This is a genomic window from Paenibacillus sp. S28 (assembly GCF_016624415.1).
GTDB lineage: Bacteria > Bacillota > Bacilli > Paenibacillales > Paenibacillaceae > Paenibacillus_AQ > Paenibacillus_AQ favisporus.
Genome location: NZ_JACVTM010000004.1, coordinates 503,099 through 520,728, shown reverse-complemented (window position 1 = coordinate 520,728; position 17,630 = coordinate 503,099). Strand labels below are relative to the sequence as shown.

At 57.2% G+C, this 17,630-nt stretch carries 13 protein-coding genes; all 13 read right to left on the bottom strand.

Annotated elements, in window-relative coordinates; translation table 11 throughout:
- Positions 1 to 173: 173 nt before the first annotated feature.
- On the bottom strand, positions 174 to 1,061 hold the full coding sequence (locus IAE55_RS13670; protein ID WP_105441925.1) for a carbohydrate ABC transporter permease: 888 nt from the start codon (positions 1,059 to 1,061) through the stop codon (positions 174 to 176).
- A gap of 18 nt (positions 1,062 to 1,079) precedes the next feature.
- Positions 1,080 to 1,949: an ABC transporter permease gene (locus IAE55_RS13665; RefSeq protein ID WP_234489544.1), complete on the bottom strand. Its 870-nt coding sequence runs from the start codon at positions 1,947 to 1,949 to the stop codon at positions 1,080 to 1,082.
- Between the two features lie 204 nt (positions 1,950 to 2,153).
- Complete coding sequence (locus tag IAE55_RS13660; RefSeq protein ID WP_145163999.1) at positions 2,154 to 3,791, bottom strand: extracellular solute-binding protein; 1,638 nt, start codon at positions 3,789 to 3,791, stop codon at positions 2,154 to 2,156.
- 269 nt (positions 3,792 to 4,060) lie between these two features.
- On the bottom strand, positions 4,061 to 4,366 hold the full coding sequence (locus IAE55_RS13655) for a Dabb family protein (RefSeq protein WP_105441927.1): 306 nt from the start codon (positions 4,364 to 4,366) through the stop codon (positions 4,061 to 4,063).
- A gap of 156 nt (positions 4,367 to 4,522) precedes the next feature.
- The gene (locus IAE55_RS13650) at positions 4,523 to 6,205 is read right to left on the bottom strand and encodes a sensor histidine kinase (RefSeq protein ID WP_200632890.1); all 1,683 of its coding nucleotides are present in this window, start codon (positions 6,203 to 6,205) and stop codon (positions 4,523 to 4,525) included.
- Positions 6,174 to 6,926 carry a response regulator transcription factor gene (locus tag IAE55_RS13645; RefSeq protein ID WP_200632888.1) on the bottom strand — a complete coding sequence of 251 codons (753 nt, stop codon included), beginning with the start codon at positions 6,924 to 6,926 and terminating at the stop codon, positions 6,174 to 6,176. Before IAE55_RS13645 ends, IAE55_RS13650 begins: the two co-directional genes overlap by 32 nt.
- A gap of 319 nt (positions 6,927 to 7,245) precedes the next feature.
- A complete protein-coding gene (locus IAE55_RS13640; protein ID WP_325168636.1) occupies positions 7,246 to 8,442 on the bottom strand; it encodes a Gfo/Idh/MocA family protein in 1,197 nt (398 codons plus the stop codon).
- A 295-nt stretch (positions 8,443 to 8,737) separates the two neighbouring features.
- Positions 8,738 to 10,309, bottom strand: coding sequence for an aminomethyl-transferring glycine dehydrogenase subunit GcvPB (gcvPB, locus tag IAE55_RS13635; RefSeq protein WP_200632886.1), 1,572 nt, complete (start codon positions 10,307 to 10,309; stop codon positions 8,738 to 8,740).
- Positions 10,306 to 11,745: an aminomethyl-transferring glycine dehydrogenase subunit GcvPA gene (gene gcvPA, locus IAE55_RS13630; RefSeq protein ID WP_200632884.1), complete on the bottom strand. Its 1,440-nt coding sequence runs from the start codon at positions 11,743 to 11,745 to the stop codon at positions 10,306 to 10,308. The genes gcvPB and gcvPA overlap by 4 nt, the downstream gene beginning before the upstream one ends.
- A gap of 85 nt (positions 11,746 to 11,830) precedes the next feature.
- Complete coding sequence (locus tag IAE55_RS13625; protein ID WP_200632882.1) at positions 11,831 to 12,613, bottom strand: SDR family NAD(P)-dependent oxidoreductase; 783 nt, start codon at positions 12,611 to 12,613, stop codon at positions 11,831 to 11,833.
- The gene (locus IAE55_RS13620) at positions 12,606 to 15,755 is read right to left on the bottom strand and encodes a glycoside hydrolase family 2 TIM barrel-domain containing protein (protein ID WP_200632880.1); all 3,150 of its coding nucleotides are present in this window, start codon (positions 15,753 to 15,755) and stop codon (positions 12,606 to 12,608) included. The genes IAE55_RS13625 and IAE55_RS13620 overlap by 8 nt, the downstream gene beginning before the upstream one ends.
- A gap of 53 nt (positions 15,756 to 15,808) precedes the next feature.
- Entirely contained in the window at positions 15,809 to 16,621 is an 813-nt protein-coding gene (locus tag IAE55_RS13615; protein WP_200632878.1) for a carbohydrate ABC transporter permease, read from the bottom strand.
- On the bottom strand, positions 16,618 to 17,607 hold the full coding sequence (locus IAE55_RS13610; RefSeq protein ID WP_145164011.1) for a carbohydrate ABC transporter permease: 990 nt from the start codon (positions 17,605 to 17,607) through the stop codon (positions 16,618 to 16,620). Before IAE55_RS13610 ends, IAE55_RS13615 begins: the two co-directional genes overlap by 4 nt.
- Between the last annotated feature and the right edge of the window lie 23 nt (positions 17,608 to 17,630).

Sequence of the window (17,630 nt, the reverse complement as noted above, 5' to 3'; positions counted from 1 at the left end):
TATAACATAAGTTCATTTTTGAAGTCAACAATTGGTTATCCGCACCCCTTTCGTGTCCCTTGCGGCCATTCCCGGCAAACGCCGAACAGGGCTGCCCCCGCAGCCTTTTGCAAAGCTTGCGCGGTCAGCCCCGTCCTTCATTGTCGCTGTCATGTTTTGCCTATCAGGATCCGCTATTCCTTGACCGACCCCAGCACGATACCGTGGATGAGATACCGCTGCAGGAACGGATAGATCAGCAGGATCGGGATCATGGACACGAGAATTTTGGCCGAGTTGAGCGTGGTGTTAGAGATCTTATTGTACTGCTGCAGCTGTTCGACCGATAGATTCTGCATCTGGTCCCGCGTCAAGCTCAGCTGCTGCAGGTACGTTTGCAGCGGAATTTTATGGCTGTCGTTGATCAGCACGATCCCGTCGAAGAAGTTGTTCCAGTGGCCCACGATGACAAACAGCGTAATCGTCGCCAAGCTGGGCATGGAAACCGGGATGAAGATATGCCACAAAATTTTCAGCGGACCCGCCCCGTCGATAAAGGCCGCCTCCTCCATCTCCTTCGGAATCCCTTTGAAAAAGTTCATCAGCAGGATGACGTTAAAGACCGGTACCGCGCCGGGCAGCACGAGCGCCCAGATCGAGTTGATCATTCCCAGCTTGCTGATGACCATGTACCAGGGAACAATGCCGCCGCTGAACAGCATCGTGAACACGATGATCCACATATAGACGTTGCGGGCCCGGAACTGCGAGGCCGTTCTAGACAGCGGGTACGCCATCAGAACCGTCAGCAGCATGTTGATAGCTCCGCCCAGGGCGACCCGTTCCACCGACACCAGGAAAGCCCTCCAGAACTTCTCGTCGTCCAAAATTTTAACGTAAGAGGAGAAGTTGATACCTACCGGGAGAAAATACACCTTACCCGCGTTGACCGCCGTGCTGCTGCTCACCGACACCATGATCGTATTGATGATCGGGGCCAAGGACAGGCAGGCGATCAGCACCAGCACCAGGATGATCAGGAAGCGGGATGCCTGCGCCCCGAAAGTTCTCGATTGTATCATGCAAATCAGCGCCCCTTTCTAGAAAATCCGGTAACCGGCGTATTTGGAAGCCAGCTTGTAGGACACGACGATCAGCACGAAGCTGATGACCGATTTCATCAAGCCGACCGCAGTGGCAAACGAATACTGCATCTGGATCAGACCCATCCGGTACACGAACGTGTCGATAATGTCTCCGGTCTGATATACCAGCGGATTGTACATATTGAACACCTGATCGAAGCCGGCATTCAGCACATTGCCCAGGCTCAGCGTGCCGAGCAGGATGATCGTCGGCAAAATCCCGGGCAGCGTAATGTTCAGCGTCTGCTTCCACCGGCTTGCCCCGTCGAGAGCGGCCGATTCGTACAGCGAAGGATTGATGCCCGTCAGGGCGGCCAAATAGACGATCGTTCCGTACCCGAACTCCTTCCAGGTGTCGGTCACGATCAGCAGCGGCCTGAACCAGGTGTTGCTTGCCAGAAACATCATTCTATCCATCCCAAAGAGCTGCAGAACGTTGTTCACCATGCCGTCGTAAGAGAAGATCATCGTCATCATCGTGCCGAGCACGACCCAGGACATGAAGTGGGGAAGGTACACGATCGTCTGCACGGTGCTTTTGAACACCTTGAGGCGTACTTCATTCAGCAGCAGCGCAAACACGATCGGCACGATCAGCCCCAGTATGATTTTTCCGACCGCGATAACCAGCGTATTGACGAAAATTTGTTTCGCGTCCGGCAGCTGAAACATATACGTAAAATTGGTCAGCCCGGCCCATTTGGAGCCGAAAATGCCTTTGGCCGGGATGAATTTCTGAAAGGCCATCACGATGCCGAACATCGGGACGATGGAGAAAATGAACAGCAGCACCATGCCCGGCAGCAGCATGAAATGATACGTCATTTCATGAAAGGCTTTTCGTTTCTTCCGTATTCGTCCCGAAACCTGCCGCTCCGTCTTGAGACTTGCTTCCAGCGAAGACATGCTTATCACTTCCATTTATCCAGGATGTATTGACTTGGGCCGGTAAACGGCCCCTATGAACAACGCAGGGAGCCAAACCGAAGCCGGGCCCCCTGACGTTTGCGTACAAGCCTCGAAACCGCCTTACCTGCTGCTCATCTCTTCCACTTCCTGCGTGATCTCATCGCCGCCGGTCTTCTTCCAGGTCGACACAAATTGATCAAAAGCGTCGATGCCGGCCTGTCCCATGATGATCTTCAGCATCATTTCCTGCTCCATCTTCTGCAGGTTGGCCCATTTCAGCTTCATCGTTTCCGTCGTGCCGTAGAAGCCGGCCGGAATCACTTCGAGGTTCGGGTTGTTCGCCTCCCGCTGCCCCTCGATCCGGGACAGATATTCGCCGTACGTATTGGCGTCGATCGCAGTCCCCTTTTGCTTGAACTCCTGATACGCTTCGTAGGACACGACGCGGTCCTCCTGAATTCCGTCGGCGCTGCCTGCTTTGTCGGCCTTCATGATGTCGTCGTAATACCGCTTGAGCACGTCGTCATAGTCCACCTGCATCGGAATTTGTGTCGGCTCGTTGTTCCAGCGGCTGTGGTCGGTCAGCCCTTCGCTGGCATGCTCCTTCTTGTACTGGACGGCGTCGTCCGTCAGCGAGTACAGGAAGTCCGTCGTCAGGTTGATCGATTTCATAATCGCTTCAGGATGCGGGTAGCCTTTGCGCACAACGACAATGCCTCCGCCGACCGGGTCCTGCCGGATCGTTTTAAATTTACCGTTCTCATCTACAGGTGCGGATACCGCCACCCATTCGGCTTTCGGATCCTGCTTGATGGAGTCCTTGTAATTCGTGTATCCGATCCACCATGGGTTAAAGAGCATGCCAGCCTGGCCGTTGATGACCAGCGCTTCCTTCTCTTCGTCCGAGCGGACCGCAAACTGCTTGTCGATCAGCCCTTCCTTGTAATGCTGAGCCAAATCAGCGAGCGCCTCTTTCATTTCGGGCTGCACGGAGCCGTACACGACCTTGCCGTCTTTTTTGATCCACTGCCCCGGAAATGCATTATAAGCTGCAAAAATCGGCGAGAAATTCATCGCATCCTGATTCATCCCGAACCCGATCGTCTTGCCGGTTCCGGAGACGTCCTTCTCCACGAAGGCTTTGGCCAGGTTCCATACATCGTCCACCGATTGCGGCAGCTTGCCGCCGACCTTGTCCATCCAATCCTTACGGATCCACAGCAGCTGATGCTGGTTGCCGATATTCGTCATCGGCAGACCCATGATCTTGCCATCCACCTTCACTTGATCGAGCAGCAGATCCCCGTAAGAAGAGTAAATGTTTTTGACGCCCTCGGAGGCGGTTTTTTCATATACCTCAGTCATATCTTCAATGAGGTCATTGTCCACGAGCTGGTTGAAAATTGTGCGGCTGACCAGCATCACGTCCGGCAGCTCACCGGTCGTCATCGACAGGGACAGCTTCTGGTCCATATCGTCGGTCTCCCAGGCTACCTTGGCCTTCACGTTCACTTTGCTCTCGACGTAGCGGGTCGCCATGTTGTTTTCAATCGAATCGCCCTTCGGCAGATTGTTCGTATGGCTCGTATTGCGTCCGATGGTAAACTCCACCGGGGATTCATACTTGCTGTACGGCTCGTAGTCCTTTTCGCTGACAACCTTGTCCTCCGCTTTGCCGCTTCCGCCGCCGCATCCGCTGACGATAAGCGCCGTTATGCACGTGACGGCCAGCAGCGACGATATTTTTCGCTTGTTCATCCCTTTGAACCCCTCTCTTGTCGATTCCTTGTACAAGTAAAATTGTATGCGGTTGCAAAAAAATCGTATATATCACATTTTTCCGTTCTGTGTCACTTTTTTCATGAATGCCCCGCAGGCGGATTCGACACACAAAAAGAGCGCCCCGAAGGAACGCTCTTTGGCTCTGGCGGCAGCTGCCAGACGTTGAGCAATAATAGGAATACCCCGGTATATGCCAGCAGGCAGCACGACTGCCGGCTTCACACAGCCTCGACTATTATTGATGCTCAGCCTTGAACGGGATAGTCCACCACCACGACCTGCTCGATCAAGCCATCGAGCCTGCGGACAAATGTCTGATGCGCCGGATGCGGCCCATAGGCCTGCAGCGATTCGCGGTCCTTGAAAGTCACGCGAAGCCCGATGCTGAACCCGTGGATGTTTTCTGTCTCCTCCGTTTCATTGACGCCGGCCGTGAGGTCAACGATGCCGGGGATCTGATCTTTCAGCCCCCGCAGCAGTCCAAGCAGCTCCTGCTCCAGCTCCGGTTCAAGAATGCGGTTAAATTTAAATGAGACCAAATGTTCAAACATATGGTTTCTTCCTCCTCATGCGTTCTTTCCTTCTTTACCTTCTTTCCATACGGAAGCCGGCTCTTCCTTCTGCGCGCTAAAAAACAGGATCGCCTGCCGGCCAATGGCGCTTCGAAGCGGATACACGCCCCATTCGCTACCGCTGATCTCCGCCCTCTATGGACCGGCAGCCGCGCTCTCGACTAGCCCCTTCGGCGCCGTGTCCGCCGGCTCCGCAGGAAACGTCAGGGTGACCGTCGTGCCCATCCCGGGGGCGCTGTCGATGGCTAGGCCGTACGGCAGCCCGTAATACAGCCTCATCCGGTCGTTGACGTTCTTCACGCCGGTTCCCCCGTTCTCTGCCGACAGCAGCTTGGCGGCCTGGACAGGGGTCATACCGACGCCGTTATCCGTTACGCTCAGCGTCAGGATGCCCTCCTGCCGGCGCGACGCAATTACGATCCGCGGAGTTTCCTCAGCCTCCGGATAGGTGAATCCGTGCTTGATCGCGTTCTCCACGATCGGCTGCAGCACGAAGTGAATGATTTTCAAATCCGCCGTATCTTCATCCACTTGAAACTCCACGTCAAAATCCCCGTCATTCATGACGAGCTGCAGGTTCAGGTACGCCCGGATATGCTCGATTTCGTTCGCGACCGTCGCCATATCCCTGCCCCCGTTCAGGGTCGTCCTGTAGAACCTGGCCAGCGTCGATACCATGTACCCGGTTTCCAGGTCACGCTTCTTTTTGGCCCGCCAGTGTATAAAAGACAGCGTGTTGTACAGAAAGTGGGGATTGATCTGATTGATCAATCGCTGGTACTCGCTCTGCTGCCTGGCGATTTCCGCCTGGTACACCTGGTGAATCAGACTGTTGATGCGCCCCAGCATCCTGCCGATGCCGTTCGTCAGTTCCCCAAACTCATCCCGGGAAGAGCTCTGGATGACCACGTCCAGGTTGTTCTGCTCCACCTTGTCCACCTTGTTTTTGAGATGGATGATCCGCCTCGTGAAGTTGTTCGACACGATATAGATCAGGAAAAAGGCGACGAGCAGGCTTAAGGCGATAACGAGCAGGGTGATTTTGAAAAACGTCAGCGCGTTGACATACGCATTCGCATTGGACAGGTAATAATGGATCGTCCATCCGTTGCTCTTCAGCGGCCGGTCGAGCCGGGTCGCCCCTTGCGCGGGCGGGTCCGCCTTCTGTTCACGGAAGATCGGCTGGTGCTGCGGACCCTCGATCTGCACGGTAATATGATCCGACAGCTTGTCCATATCCGAGAAAATGCTGTCGTAATTGACCGAGATCACCATGTAGTTGCTGTCCTTCAAATTGCTGATCAGCTCCTGCACCAGGTAGACGTGACTGCCGTCCACCACCCAATGCCTGCCCCGGTACCCGTCGAACCACGGCTTTTGCTTCAAATCGCTGAGCGGCAAAATGTTGTCGCGGATGCCGAGCAAATCCCCGGACGTATAGAACGTAATGCCCTCGATATTGTCGTCCATCGTTTTCGTATTGGAGATGAGCGGATCCATAATATCCCGAAAATCGAGGAACATCTCGAAGTAGTTGCCCGCATAGTTCCGGGTGAACAATTTCGAAAAATCGCGGTTCAGCACGATAAATTCGCTCAGCGTGTTGTAGCGGTTGATTTTATAATCGAGAATGTTCGCCACTTGGTCCAGACTGGCCGCGGCTTCGCTCTTCAGCTCCTTCATTTGGATGCGATAGGATTGGATAAAAGCGAGTACGCCGAGCAGCAGAATGGGAATCAGCGCGATAAAAAGGTGGGACAGCAGCAGCTTGTTGCGGAACCGGATATCATTGAACCTGCTCTTGATCCAGTGAAGCATGGACATTCCCGCTCTCTCTATACTGTAATGGGCTCACACCGTAGTTGGTTTTGAACAGCCGGCAAAAATAAGAGGTGTTGTCGATGCCGACAAACGCCGCGATGTCGTTAATTTTCATATTGGAGTTCAGCAGCAGATGGCCTGCCTTGCGGAGGCGGAGGTCGGTCAAATATTTGGAAAAGTTCATCCCGGTTTCTTTCTTGAACAAAATGCTCAAGTATCCAGGGGACAGATACACCTCATTGGCCACCTCCGTCAATGACAGGTCGCGCTGAAAGTGATTCTTCACGAACTCCTTCACCTGGCGGATCACCTTCGATTCCTCCGATTCCACCTCCGGCTCGCCGGCATGGGGGCGAATATGCGTAATCTCCTCCATCACCTCCAAAAATTCCTCGGTCACAAGCGGCTTGAGCAGATAGTTGACGACGCCCAGCTTAATGGCAGTTTTCGCGTATTCGAATTCGTCGTACCCGCTGCAGATGACGATTTTGAGGTTGTCCTGCGTTTTTTTCGCCAGTCGGCCGAGCTCGAGGCCGCTCATCAGGGGCATTTTGACATCGGTAATCAGAATATCGATCGGGTGGCGGTTCAAAATGTTTTCGGCCGCGCGGCCATTCTCGGCTTCAAGTACGTGGAACGGAAACCGGTATTCCGATATCAAATCCTTGATGCCTTCTCGTTGAACATGCTCATCGTCTACTACAAGAACATTAAACATCGTACGGACTCGTCTCCTTATGAACTAATGATATGCAGGGATAGGACCTTAGGGGCAAGCGGCTGCTGCGCTTTAACGATGCAAACGGTGGAAGTGATTGATATATTAGGTATGTCTGCTTTTATTGCATTATATCATATGAAGTGAAAGTGCTTTCAATAAATTGTTGGCTGTTGGGAAGGGAGGCCCATCCGTAGGACGAAAAAAAGAACGCCGGCTTAATCGCCAGCGCCCGTAACCTGTGCATTCGGGACAATTTTTCCGAAATAGCTGCAGGTCACTTTTTCGAGAAATATCGCTTAAAATATCGCTTTATCGTTTAACGGCTCATCCACTTTCCGTTCGTGAAATCCGGAATCGCCACCGGATGACCGCCGAGCGCAATCGACTCCTCGGACAGAGCCGAGATGCTCATCCAGGCGGCCATATCGTACACATCAAGCGGCGTATCCGTGCCGTTCTTCACGCATTCGATAAACTCGGAGTAGACCAGCCAGTCCATGCCGCCGTGGCCACCCTTCACGCCTTCGCTGATGAATTTCTTCCAGATAGGATGCTCATACTGCTCACGGAAGGAGTCGGCGTTGCCCCATTGGTTTTTCCAGTCAAAGTGGTGCTCGTCATGCTGTCCATCGATGTAAATGGAATGGTTCTCCTCCACATACATCCCCTTCGTGCCCCGGACCGTAAACCCTCTGGAGTAGTAGCGGGGAAGCGTCGTGTCGAGCGTGATCGTGATCGTTTCGCCATGGGCGCACTTGATAACGGTGGTGACGATATCGCCCTGCATGAATTCGGTCTGGGCAAGCGCCGAATCGGCGCCTCTCTCCCGGACAACGTATTCATGCAAGCCTTTAGCCTTGGAGGACATGGAGACAAGGGATACCATCCGGTTGCCGTGGTTGATGCCCAGGATCTGAGCAATGGGTCCGAGCTCATGCGTCGGGTAGTTTTCACAGTTGCGGTGAATATAGTTGTTCAGGCGGTAATGCCGGTTTTCGATGCCGTAGGCAATTTCTTCGCGCAGATCGTGATGGTAGCCGCCGGCGCAGTGAACGATGTCGCCGAATACGCCCTGCTTGACCATGTTCAGCACCATCAGTTCTTCGCGTCCGTAGCAGCAGTTTTCCATAATCATGCAGGGTACGCCAGTGCGCTCGTACGTCTCGACCAGCTTCCAGCACTCCTGCACCGAATAGGCACCGCCCACTTCGCTGGCCACGTAGATTCCCGCTTCCATGCATGCCGTAGCAATATGAATATGGTCCGCCCAGGATGCGCCGATGACAACGGCGTCCAGCCCCGGCAGGGCCACAACTTCCTGATATTTGGTCGTTACCAGCGGTCTGGCGGTTCCTGTCTCTTGGACATATCCAGCCGCCTCCTCGCAGCGGTCTTCATACAGGTCGCAAACCGCGACAACCTCGACATCTTCCATATGCAGGATGATTCCTCTCAGCAGCCCCATGCCGCGTGCGCCGAGACCGATCATTCCAACACGCACCTTCTCCTTCACCCTCGATCACTCCTCCAAATATTTGGTTGTTTTGGCTGTGAATAATGCAGTCCATCTTTGGCTGTTTTATGGACTATACAAGCATAGTTCTCTATAAAAAGGGTTATTCCTTCTCCAAATTTTTCGTGTTTTTTGGATAACGAGCGTAAGGGAACCGGAAGACCTATTCCTCCCCCGGATCCGGCTTGGCCAGCCGCCCCATTATGTCTAAGAAGACTATATTGGGCCAAGTCCATAAAAAAAGACCAAAGCCATCGGTTCGGCTGTGGCCTTGGTCTCACAAGTTCATTTGTGGTTACTTCACTGCTGACGGTTCGGTCTTCTTCAGATAGGCGCGCCAGGTAATGCACCACTGCCGCGGATCGTCCAGGGACGATTCATCGTTGCGGTGAACTGTGCTGGCATGAGGAGCCGTCCGGACCATCTCGGGATTCGTGTACGCTTCATTTGAAACATGCTCCAGCACCTGGATGTACTCGTCAAGATCTTCCTTGGAGTACGATTCGGTCGGCTCGAGCGTAAACGGCTGCGGCACGATGTACGGATGATGGGACGTCCAGTAATGCAGGCCGAAGTCGCACATCCGCCGCGTAATATCTTCGGTCGTGACGCCGGTCTCGTCGGTCAGCTGCTTCCAGCTGTAGCGGACCTGCTCCAGGCGTCGGCCCTTGATGTACGGCGCGCTTGCCCCGCGGATCTGCAGGATTTTGTGGTACAGATAGTTATTGTTCAGCACAGCGGTCTGCGCCACATCCTTCAGTCCTTCCGCACCGAGGCTGAGAATCCACGCGTAGGCGCGGAGCACCGTCTGGGCGACGCCGTGGAAGCTGCGGACCTTGCCGATGCTGCTGCCGCCCTGCTCCCGCAGGACATAGCTCCCGTCCGCCGCCTGATCCACCAGCGGTCCCGGCAGAAACGGCTTCAGCGCATCGGTCACGCCGAGCGCGCCGGTGGCCGGTCCGCCGCACATATGCGGCGCGGCAAACGTCTTGTGCAGGTTGAAGAAGCACATGTCAAAGCCCGCTTCCTTCGCGCGGGTAATGCCGAGCAAGCCGTTGGCATTGGCCTGGTCGTAGTAGCAGACCCCGCCGGCGGCATGCACCACGTCCGTAAACTCGCGGATCCGGTGGTTATAAATGCCGGTGTCTTCCGGGTTCGCCACGACGAAGCCGGCGGTCCGTTCGGAGACCGCAGCTTTCAGTTTCTCCAGGTCCGGGAATCCGTCCTCGTCCGGATGAAGGGTGATGATTTTGTAGCCTTTGACGGCAGCGGTCGCCGCCTGGGACGGGTGGGAGAAGATCGTCGTGATGATCTCTTCGCGCTTCTCTCCCTCCCCGCGCGAGTCATGGTAAGCCCGCACGATGGAAGCCATGGCCAGCAGCGCCTGGGTGCCGCTGCTCGGCTGGAAGCTAAAGGCGTCCATGCCGGAAATCTCCCGCATCGCAAGGTCCAGGCTGTGGTAGATTTCCAGCATGCCCTGTACCGAGCTCACATCCTGGAGCGGATGGAGCTCGGTCATACGGGGGCTGCGGATCAGCATTTCGTTGATCCGCGGGATGTATTTCATCGTGCAGGTGCCCTGCCCGATTTCGACGTTCAAATCCGAGCCCAGCGTCTCCTGGGAGAGGCGCAGGTAATGGCGCAGCACCTTGGCCTGGCCGATCTCCGGCAGGGCAGGCGCCTGGCCGCGGCGCATGTTCGCCGGAATGGCGTCCTGCACGCCGCCGGCTTCCGCTGCAACGGCCGGTTCGGCCTGCGGCGGGATGACACCCCGCTCTCCCGCGCGGTGCAGTTCAAAGATGACCGGCTCATCCCATTTGGCTTGGTGGAACTGGCGGACCTTCCGGTCCCTGACAATCCGTTTCATGGCGTCTGCTCCTCTCCTGATGCTCCGGCCGCTGAAGCACCTGCGCCTACGATGGCGCGGACGGCTCCGGCCAGGCGGTCCAGGTCGGCCTGGGTATGAATTTCCGTGACGCAGTACAGGGCGCACTGCCCCCAATCGGGATAGCTTGCCGACAAATCCTTGCCGCCGAAAATCCCTTCGTCAAGCAGCCGGCGGTTGATGTCGGCCACAGTGCATCCCGTTCCGTTGAAGTCGACGACGAACTCCTTGAAGAACGGCGTTCCGCTGAAGCGCAGGGATACACCTGGAATGCCGGACAGCTGGAGGGCCGCATACTTCGCCTTCTGGACGATCGTACCGCCCACTTCCTGCATGCCGTTTGGTCCCATCAGAGCCAAGTAGACGCCGGCCGTAATGCCCCATAGGGCGGTCTGCGTGCCGACGGATTCTTTGCCCTTCTCCCGCAGCGCAAACGAAGTGCGCTCGTATGCAACGTCGCCGAAGCCGTACTCGCCCTCCACTTCCGTCGGAACGATGCCGAACAGCCGGGAAGGGTATTCCATGACGAATTTCTCTTCGTCGCGGGTTGCGATAAATCCGGCCTGTCCCCCGCCGTAGTTCATATGCATGCCGAGCGGCTGCAGGTCCCCGCAGACGATATCCGCGCCGTAACGGGCCGGCGGCTCCAGCACGCCGAGGGAGATCGGGTCCACGCCGACGATCGACAATGCCTGAGCGGCATGGGCGAGGCGGGAAATGTCCGCTCCCTGGTCTTCGATGATGCCGAGATACCCCGGATTCTCGAAATAGACGGCGGCGGTGTCCCCGTCCAGCTTGGATTCCAGATCGGCCAGGTCCATTTTTCCGGTGGCCGGGTCGATCTCCACCATGCGGATGTCCATGACCGGCGTGCAGTAATTACGGATGATGGCGACCTTATCCGGATCGACCGAGCGCGGAATAAGGGCCGTGCGTCGCCCGGTGATGCGGCCAGCCATGCGGATCGCCGTGGACGCGGCCTGCGCCCAGTCAAAGGTCGGAACGTTAACGACGTCCATATCCACCAGCTCGGCCAGCAGGCTCTGATACTCGAACAGCGCCTGGAAGCGGCCGTGATCCTCATAAGGCTCGCCGGCATAGGCCGTCACGAACTCGGAGCGCTGGTTAATTTCGTCACAGACCGCGGGGATAAAATGCTGCCAGCAGCCCGCCCCCAGAAAATTCAGGTAATCCGCACCGTGCTTGTTCTTGGCGAGTATGCCTTCGATATGCCGGCGCAGCTCATATTCGTTCATGGCCGGCGGGAGGTCCATCTCCCGCTTCAGCTTCAGGTGATCGGGAATGGCGTCATGCAGCTGGTCCATGGACATCAGTCCGATTTCCCGCAGCATGGCGTCCCGGACTTCCGGGACGGTATTCGGTATATAAGGATGGGCATACGTTCTGTGGTCTGCCACAGTTAACGCCTCCGTTCTGTATAGAATGAACTAAACAAATGAATGGGTTCTATATCGCTGAAAGAAAATCGATATGTGCTTCGTGTCAGGCGATCCCGCCGCCGTCGACGACGAGCACGCTGCCCGTGACCCAGGCGGACAGGTCGCTCGCGAGAAACAGCACCGCGTTCGCGATATCGCGCGGCGTGCCGAGCCTCTCGAGCGGGCGTCCCCCGGCAGAGGCGACGAGGAACGTCGCCTCGTCCTGCTGCAGCTGCTTGGCTTCGTCCCGAAGCAGCGGCGTATCCGTATCGCCGGGCGATACGCAGTTAACGCGGATGCCCGCCGGCCCGTGGTCGATCGCCATCGCCCGCGTCAGGTTTACGACGCCGGCCTTGGCGGCGCAGTAGGCAGCAGCGCGGTCCCCACCCTTAAGACCCCAGCCGGAGCCCGTATTGATAATGCTGCCTCCGCCGCACCGCTCCATCACCGGAATGACGTACTTCGAGAGGAGGTAGACGCCTTTGAGGGACACGTTGAGTACCAGGTCCCAATCCCGCTCCTCCAGCTCGGTCACGCTTTGGCGGCGGATGACGCCCGCATTGTTGAACAGAATGTGGATGCCTCCCAAATCGGCAGCAATTTCAGCCGCGGTCCGTTCGCAGTCCGCGGCCGAGGTGACGTCGCAGCGGCGGAAGGTGGCCAAGCCTCCTTCCGCCCGGATGCCTGCGGCCGCTGCCTCACCGGCCGCCTCATTGATATCGATCAGCACGGCGTGAGCGCCAAAGCCCGCCAGAAGCTCGGCGGTAGCCAGGCCGATGCCGGAAGCTCCCCCGGTCACGACCGCCACTTTCCCCGACAAGTTCAAAACGTCCTGTGTATTAAGCATCCTCGTTCTCCTCCTTAAGTGGGTATCGTGCGGCCTCCCCGGCCATCTGCCGGCTCAGCCGCTCCGGTGTTTGGTCCTCCGCCATATACGGCTGCAGCAGCATCCGGAACCGGAACGGTTCGGCCTTCACCGCATGCTCCGGCGCCTGCGCCGGACCGCAGCTGTTGCTGCCGAGCCCGTTCTGCCGGTAGTCCAGGTTCAGCGTAATAAAGTCGCGCGGCTTGAGCTCTGTCATGTGCTGCGCCTGCTCCAGATCCTGATCCGTGTACCGTCTTGCGCTGAACTCCAGTACGGGTGAGCCCGCCGCAAGCAGTCCCAGCCCCGTGCCGTCCGCCATCGAGACCCAGCGCACATCGGTGCGGTTGCCGTTCTCCTGCGGATATACGTACGGCGTAAACAGGCCGTCCACCGTGCTCCGGTACACGCCGATGCGGCCGGCTTCCTTGCTGTCCGAGTAGCTCTCCCCGGGACCGCGGCCGTACCAGGCCACCCGTTCACAATCCCCCGAGAGCTGCAGCTGCAGCCCGATCTTCGGCAGCATGGACGGCGGCGTGCCGATCGGCGATCCGGCAACGTCCATGATGATAAGCCCGTCCGCCGTCACCGTGTACGACGTCTCGCAGCGGAAGCCCCAGTCGTATACCGGCGGCGCGATCCGCGAGGACCAGGCCAGCCGGACCGTGTCCGCGCCAAGCCGCTCCCAGCGGAAATCGTCCACCCGCTCGGTCAGCCGGTCCAGGTGCGCCTTCCGCCAGTCCGCCAGCACATACATATCGTTGTCGATCGGAGCGCGCCAGAAGTTCAGCCGCGGTCCGCGCCGGATCAGCTCTTTGCCGTTCATCCGAAGCGAAGTGATGCCGGGTTCAAGGCTGCTCGCTTCCAAGTGGAGCCGGTCGCTTGCCAGAATCAGCGCATGCCCTCGTTCCTGAACGGATAGGTCCCGGCGCAGACTCGCATTCTCGGCGGACCGGGCTGCTTGGTGCCGTGACGCCTCTGCCGGAGCCACAGCCGGCAGTGCCAGCTGCGCCCAGGCGACTTCATGCCCCTGCTCCGCCCAGCTGCAGTCGGCCGCCAGCGTGAAGCCGACGTTCAGCCACCGCTCCGTCCCGGCTTCCAGACCGCTTTCAGGACGGTCCCAAGCAAAGGGGAGCGCAAGCTCCGCCGATTCCCCCGGCCCCACGGCCGGAAGGGTCAGCACACCGCTGCGCAGGGTACGGCCATCGGCTGTCACGCTGTAATCCGCCTGAAGATGTTCAAGCGTCATAAAGTCATACTTGTTCGTGATGCGGATGCGGCCTGCTTCCGCCCATTCCACACGAACCGGCTCAATGATTTTCTTGTATTCGATCAATCCAGGCGACGGCGTGCGGTCGGGGAAGACCAGGCCGTCGAGACAAAAATTTCCGTTGTTCGGCACGTCGCCGTAGTCGCCGCCGTAGGCGTAATCGTCACGCCCGTCGGCCGTGCGTCTGCGCAGGCCGTGATCGATCCATTCCCAGACGAAGCCCCCCTGCAGGCGGGGGAACTTCTCGAAGGTATCGAAATACGCCCGCAGCCCGCCGGGTCCATTGCCCATCGCATGGGCGAACTCGCACAGAATATGCGGCTTCGGATGGTCCGTCAGCTTCCCGAAGCCCTCCATCTTCTCCACGGAGGAATACATCGTGCTGACGATGTCGCATACCTCCGCTTCCCGGTCCTCTTCGTAATGTACGAGGCGCGTCGGATCGTTCGCCTTGCACCACTCGGACATGGCGCGGAAGTTGCAGCCGAAGCCCGACTCGTTGCCGAGCGACCAGAAGATGACGGAAGGATGGTTGTGGTCGCGCTCCACCATGCGCCGGACGCGGTCGACATAAGCTTCCGTCCAGGCGGGATCGTCGCTGAGGCGCGAAATATTCCCGAGCGGCTCAAACCCGTGCGTCTCCAGATCCGTCTCCTCCATCACGTACAGCCCGTATTCGTCACAAAGTTCATAGAACCGCGGATCGTTCGGATAATGGGCCGTTCTGACGGCGTTGATATTGTGGCGCTTCATCATCAGGATGTCTTCCCGCATCGTGGACAAGGTCACGGTTCGGCCGGTATCCGGGTGATGGTCGTGCCGATTGACTCCTTTGAGCAGGATCGCCCTGCCATTTACGAGGAATCTGCCGTCCTTCACTTCCACCTGCCGGAATCCCACCCGCTGCGCGATGATCTCGGTCTGATTGCCGCGCGCGTCCGTTACCATGATCAGTAAATGGTACAGTGCAGGATGTTCTGCGCTCCACAAAGCCGGATGAGCGACGGGCAGGCGGACATCCAAGGTACTGGAGCCGTTTGGCACCGATTCATTAGCAGAGGCAGCTTCCTGCCCCTTAGGGTCAAGCAGCCGCAGCGCGACGCCTCCGTCCGGTTCAACCCCTTCCAGGTTGAGCCGAACGTTCAGCACCCCCTGCTCAAACTTTGCGTCCAGCTCGGTAACCACCTTATAATCGGCGACGCGGATCGAGGCAGGCTCGGCGATCAGGTAGACGTCCCTGAAGATGCCGCTCAGCCACCACATGTCCTGGTCCTCCAGGTAACTGCCGTCCGACCATTGATACACGCGGACGGCCAGACGGTTGACCCCCGGCTGTAAATAAGGCGTAAGGTCAAACTCCGAAGTCAGCCGGCTTCCCTGGCTGTAGCCGACGAACGATCCGTTCAGCCACACATGAAAGGCGCTGTCCACGCCGTCAAATTTGACGGTGATCCGCCGCCCCTGCCAATAGGGCGGCAGCTCGAATTCCCGGATGTAACTGCCCGTTGGATTATCATTGGGTACCCGGGGCGGATCCACCGGAAACGGGTAGTCCAGGTCCGTATAATGCGGACTGCCGTACCCTTGCAGCTGCCAGTGTCCCGGCACCCGAATGTCCTTCCAGTCCCAGCCGGTCAGCGCTTCTTCCCGAAAATCGTCCGGCGCCAGTTCCGGCCTGGATGCATAATGAAATTTCCAAATGCCGTTCAGCGATTGAAACCAAGGCGAGCTTCCGCGGTCGCCGCTTAATGCCCTTTCGGCGTCCGCATATGGGATGAAATAGGCTCTGCCTTTCATCCGGTTTTTTTCCAGTACGGCGAAGTCGTCCCAATCCCGGGGTATGTTCGTGTTGTGCATGCTTTCCCTTCCTTTCTCTCTGGATGCGTCTCCTCACTTGATCGAGTGAAGCATCAACCTTTGATGCCGGTGCTCGCAATGCCTCCGACGATATAGCGCTGCGCGAAGAAAAAGATGGCGAGCGGCGGAATGGAAATCAGGCAGGTGATCGCCATAATGGACTGCATATCGACGCCGTACATGCCCTTGAACTGCGACAAGCCCAGCGTCAGCGTATATTTGGTCTGGTCGTTCAGAAAAATGAGCGGTCCGAGGTAATCGTTCCAGCAGTTCATCATCTGGAACACCGCCACCAGGATGAGCGACGGCCCCATCAAAGGCACGATCACCCGCATCAGCACGGTAAGCTTGCCGGCCCCGTCAATCGTTGCAGCTTCATCTAATTCCCGCGGTAATGTCATGATGAATTGGCGCAGCAAAAAGATAAAGTATGCAGAGCCGAACCAGGACGGAACGATCAGCGGCTTGAGCGTGTTGATCCACCCCAAATAATTGAACTCCATATACTGCGGGATCATCGTCACTTCCCACGGAATCATCATCGTGGCCAGCACGATCAGAAACAGCAGGTTCCGTCCCTTGAATTCGAACCGGGCGAAGCCGTAGGCCACAAGCGTACAGGATACCAGCTGGCCGAGGGTGGATAGTAACGTGACGATCAGCGTGTTTTTCAAAAACAGGTTAAAGGGCTGTATACTCCAGGCATCCGCAAAGTTGCTGAATCGGAAGACGGATGGAATCCATTTGGGCGGAAACAGGTACAGCTCCTGCGGAGACTTGAGCGCTGTCGTAATGGCCCAAAACAATGGCGCGATAAAGAGCAGGGACAAGAGGATCAGCGCAAGATAGCTCAGCGTCTTTTTCATCCTACCCTCCCTCCTTTCGCCGGCTTCGGCTTCTTCTGCGGTCCGCGCTTCATTTCGCCTTCGTAGAACACCCACGCTTCCGACGACTTGAACACCAGGAACGTCAGCGTCAGCACGATCAGGAACATGAACCAGGCGTTGGCGGCGGAGTAGCCCATTTTGAAATATTTGAATGCGTTCTCATACATGTACATCGCGTAAAAATACGTCGCCTTCATCGGTCCCCCGCCCGTCAGGAGCAGCGCCAGCGTCAACTGCTGGAACGCCGCGATAATCGACGTGATCAGGTTGAACAGAATCGTCGGGGTGATCATCGGAACCGTGACGCTGACAAACTGCCGAAGCTTGCCTGCGCCGTCGATGGAGGCCGATTCGTAGAGATCCTTCGGGATGCCTTTGAGCCCCGCCAGAAAAATGAGCATCATCGAGCCCTGTCCCCATAAACTCGCGACGACCATGGCGACCAGCGACCATTTGGTGTCGTTCAGCCAATCCGGCCCCTGAATCCCGAAGATCGACAGGAAGTAGTTCAGGATGCCGTAATCGCCGCTGTACACCCAGGACCAGATCATGGCCAGCGCCACACCCGAAATAACGGACGGGATGTAGAACGCCGTGCGGAAAATCGCGCTGCCCCGAACCTTCTGGTTGAGCAGCATCGCAAGCCCGAGGGCGACAATGATGTTCAGCGGCACGAACAGCACGGCGAATTTCAGCGTCACCATCAGCGATTTCCAGAACAGCGGATCGTCGGTAAACATTTCCACGTAGTTGCCAAGCCCGATAAACGTCACTTTGCCGACGATCGGCCAGTCAAAGAACGAAATGACGAGCGAAAACAGCAGCGGTCCCAGCGTGAAAACCAGAAAGCCGAATATCCACGGAAAAATGAAGAGGTAGGGGGCAGCCCCACCCCGTCTGCGTTTCTTCAAGGCCTTGAGGGCGGCTGACTGTTCCCGTGCCGGGTGGAGGTAGGTTTGAGCCATCTCAAAAACCTTCTTTCTTCAGG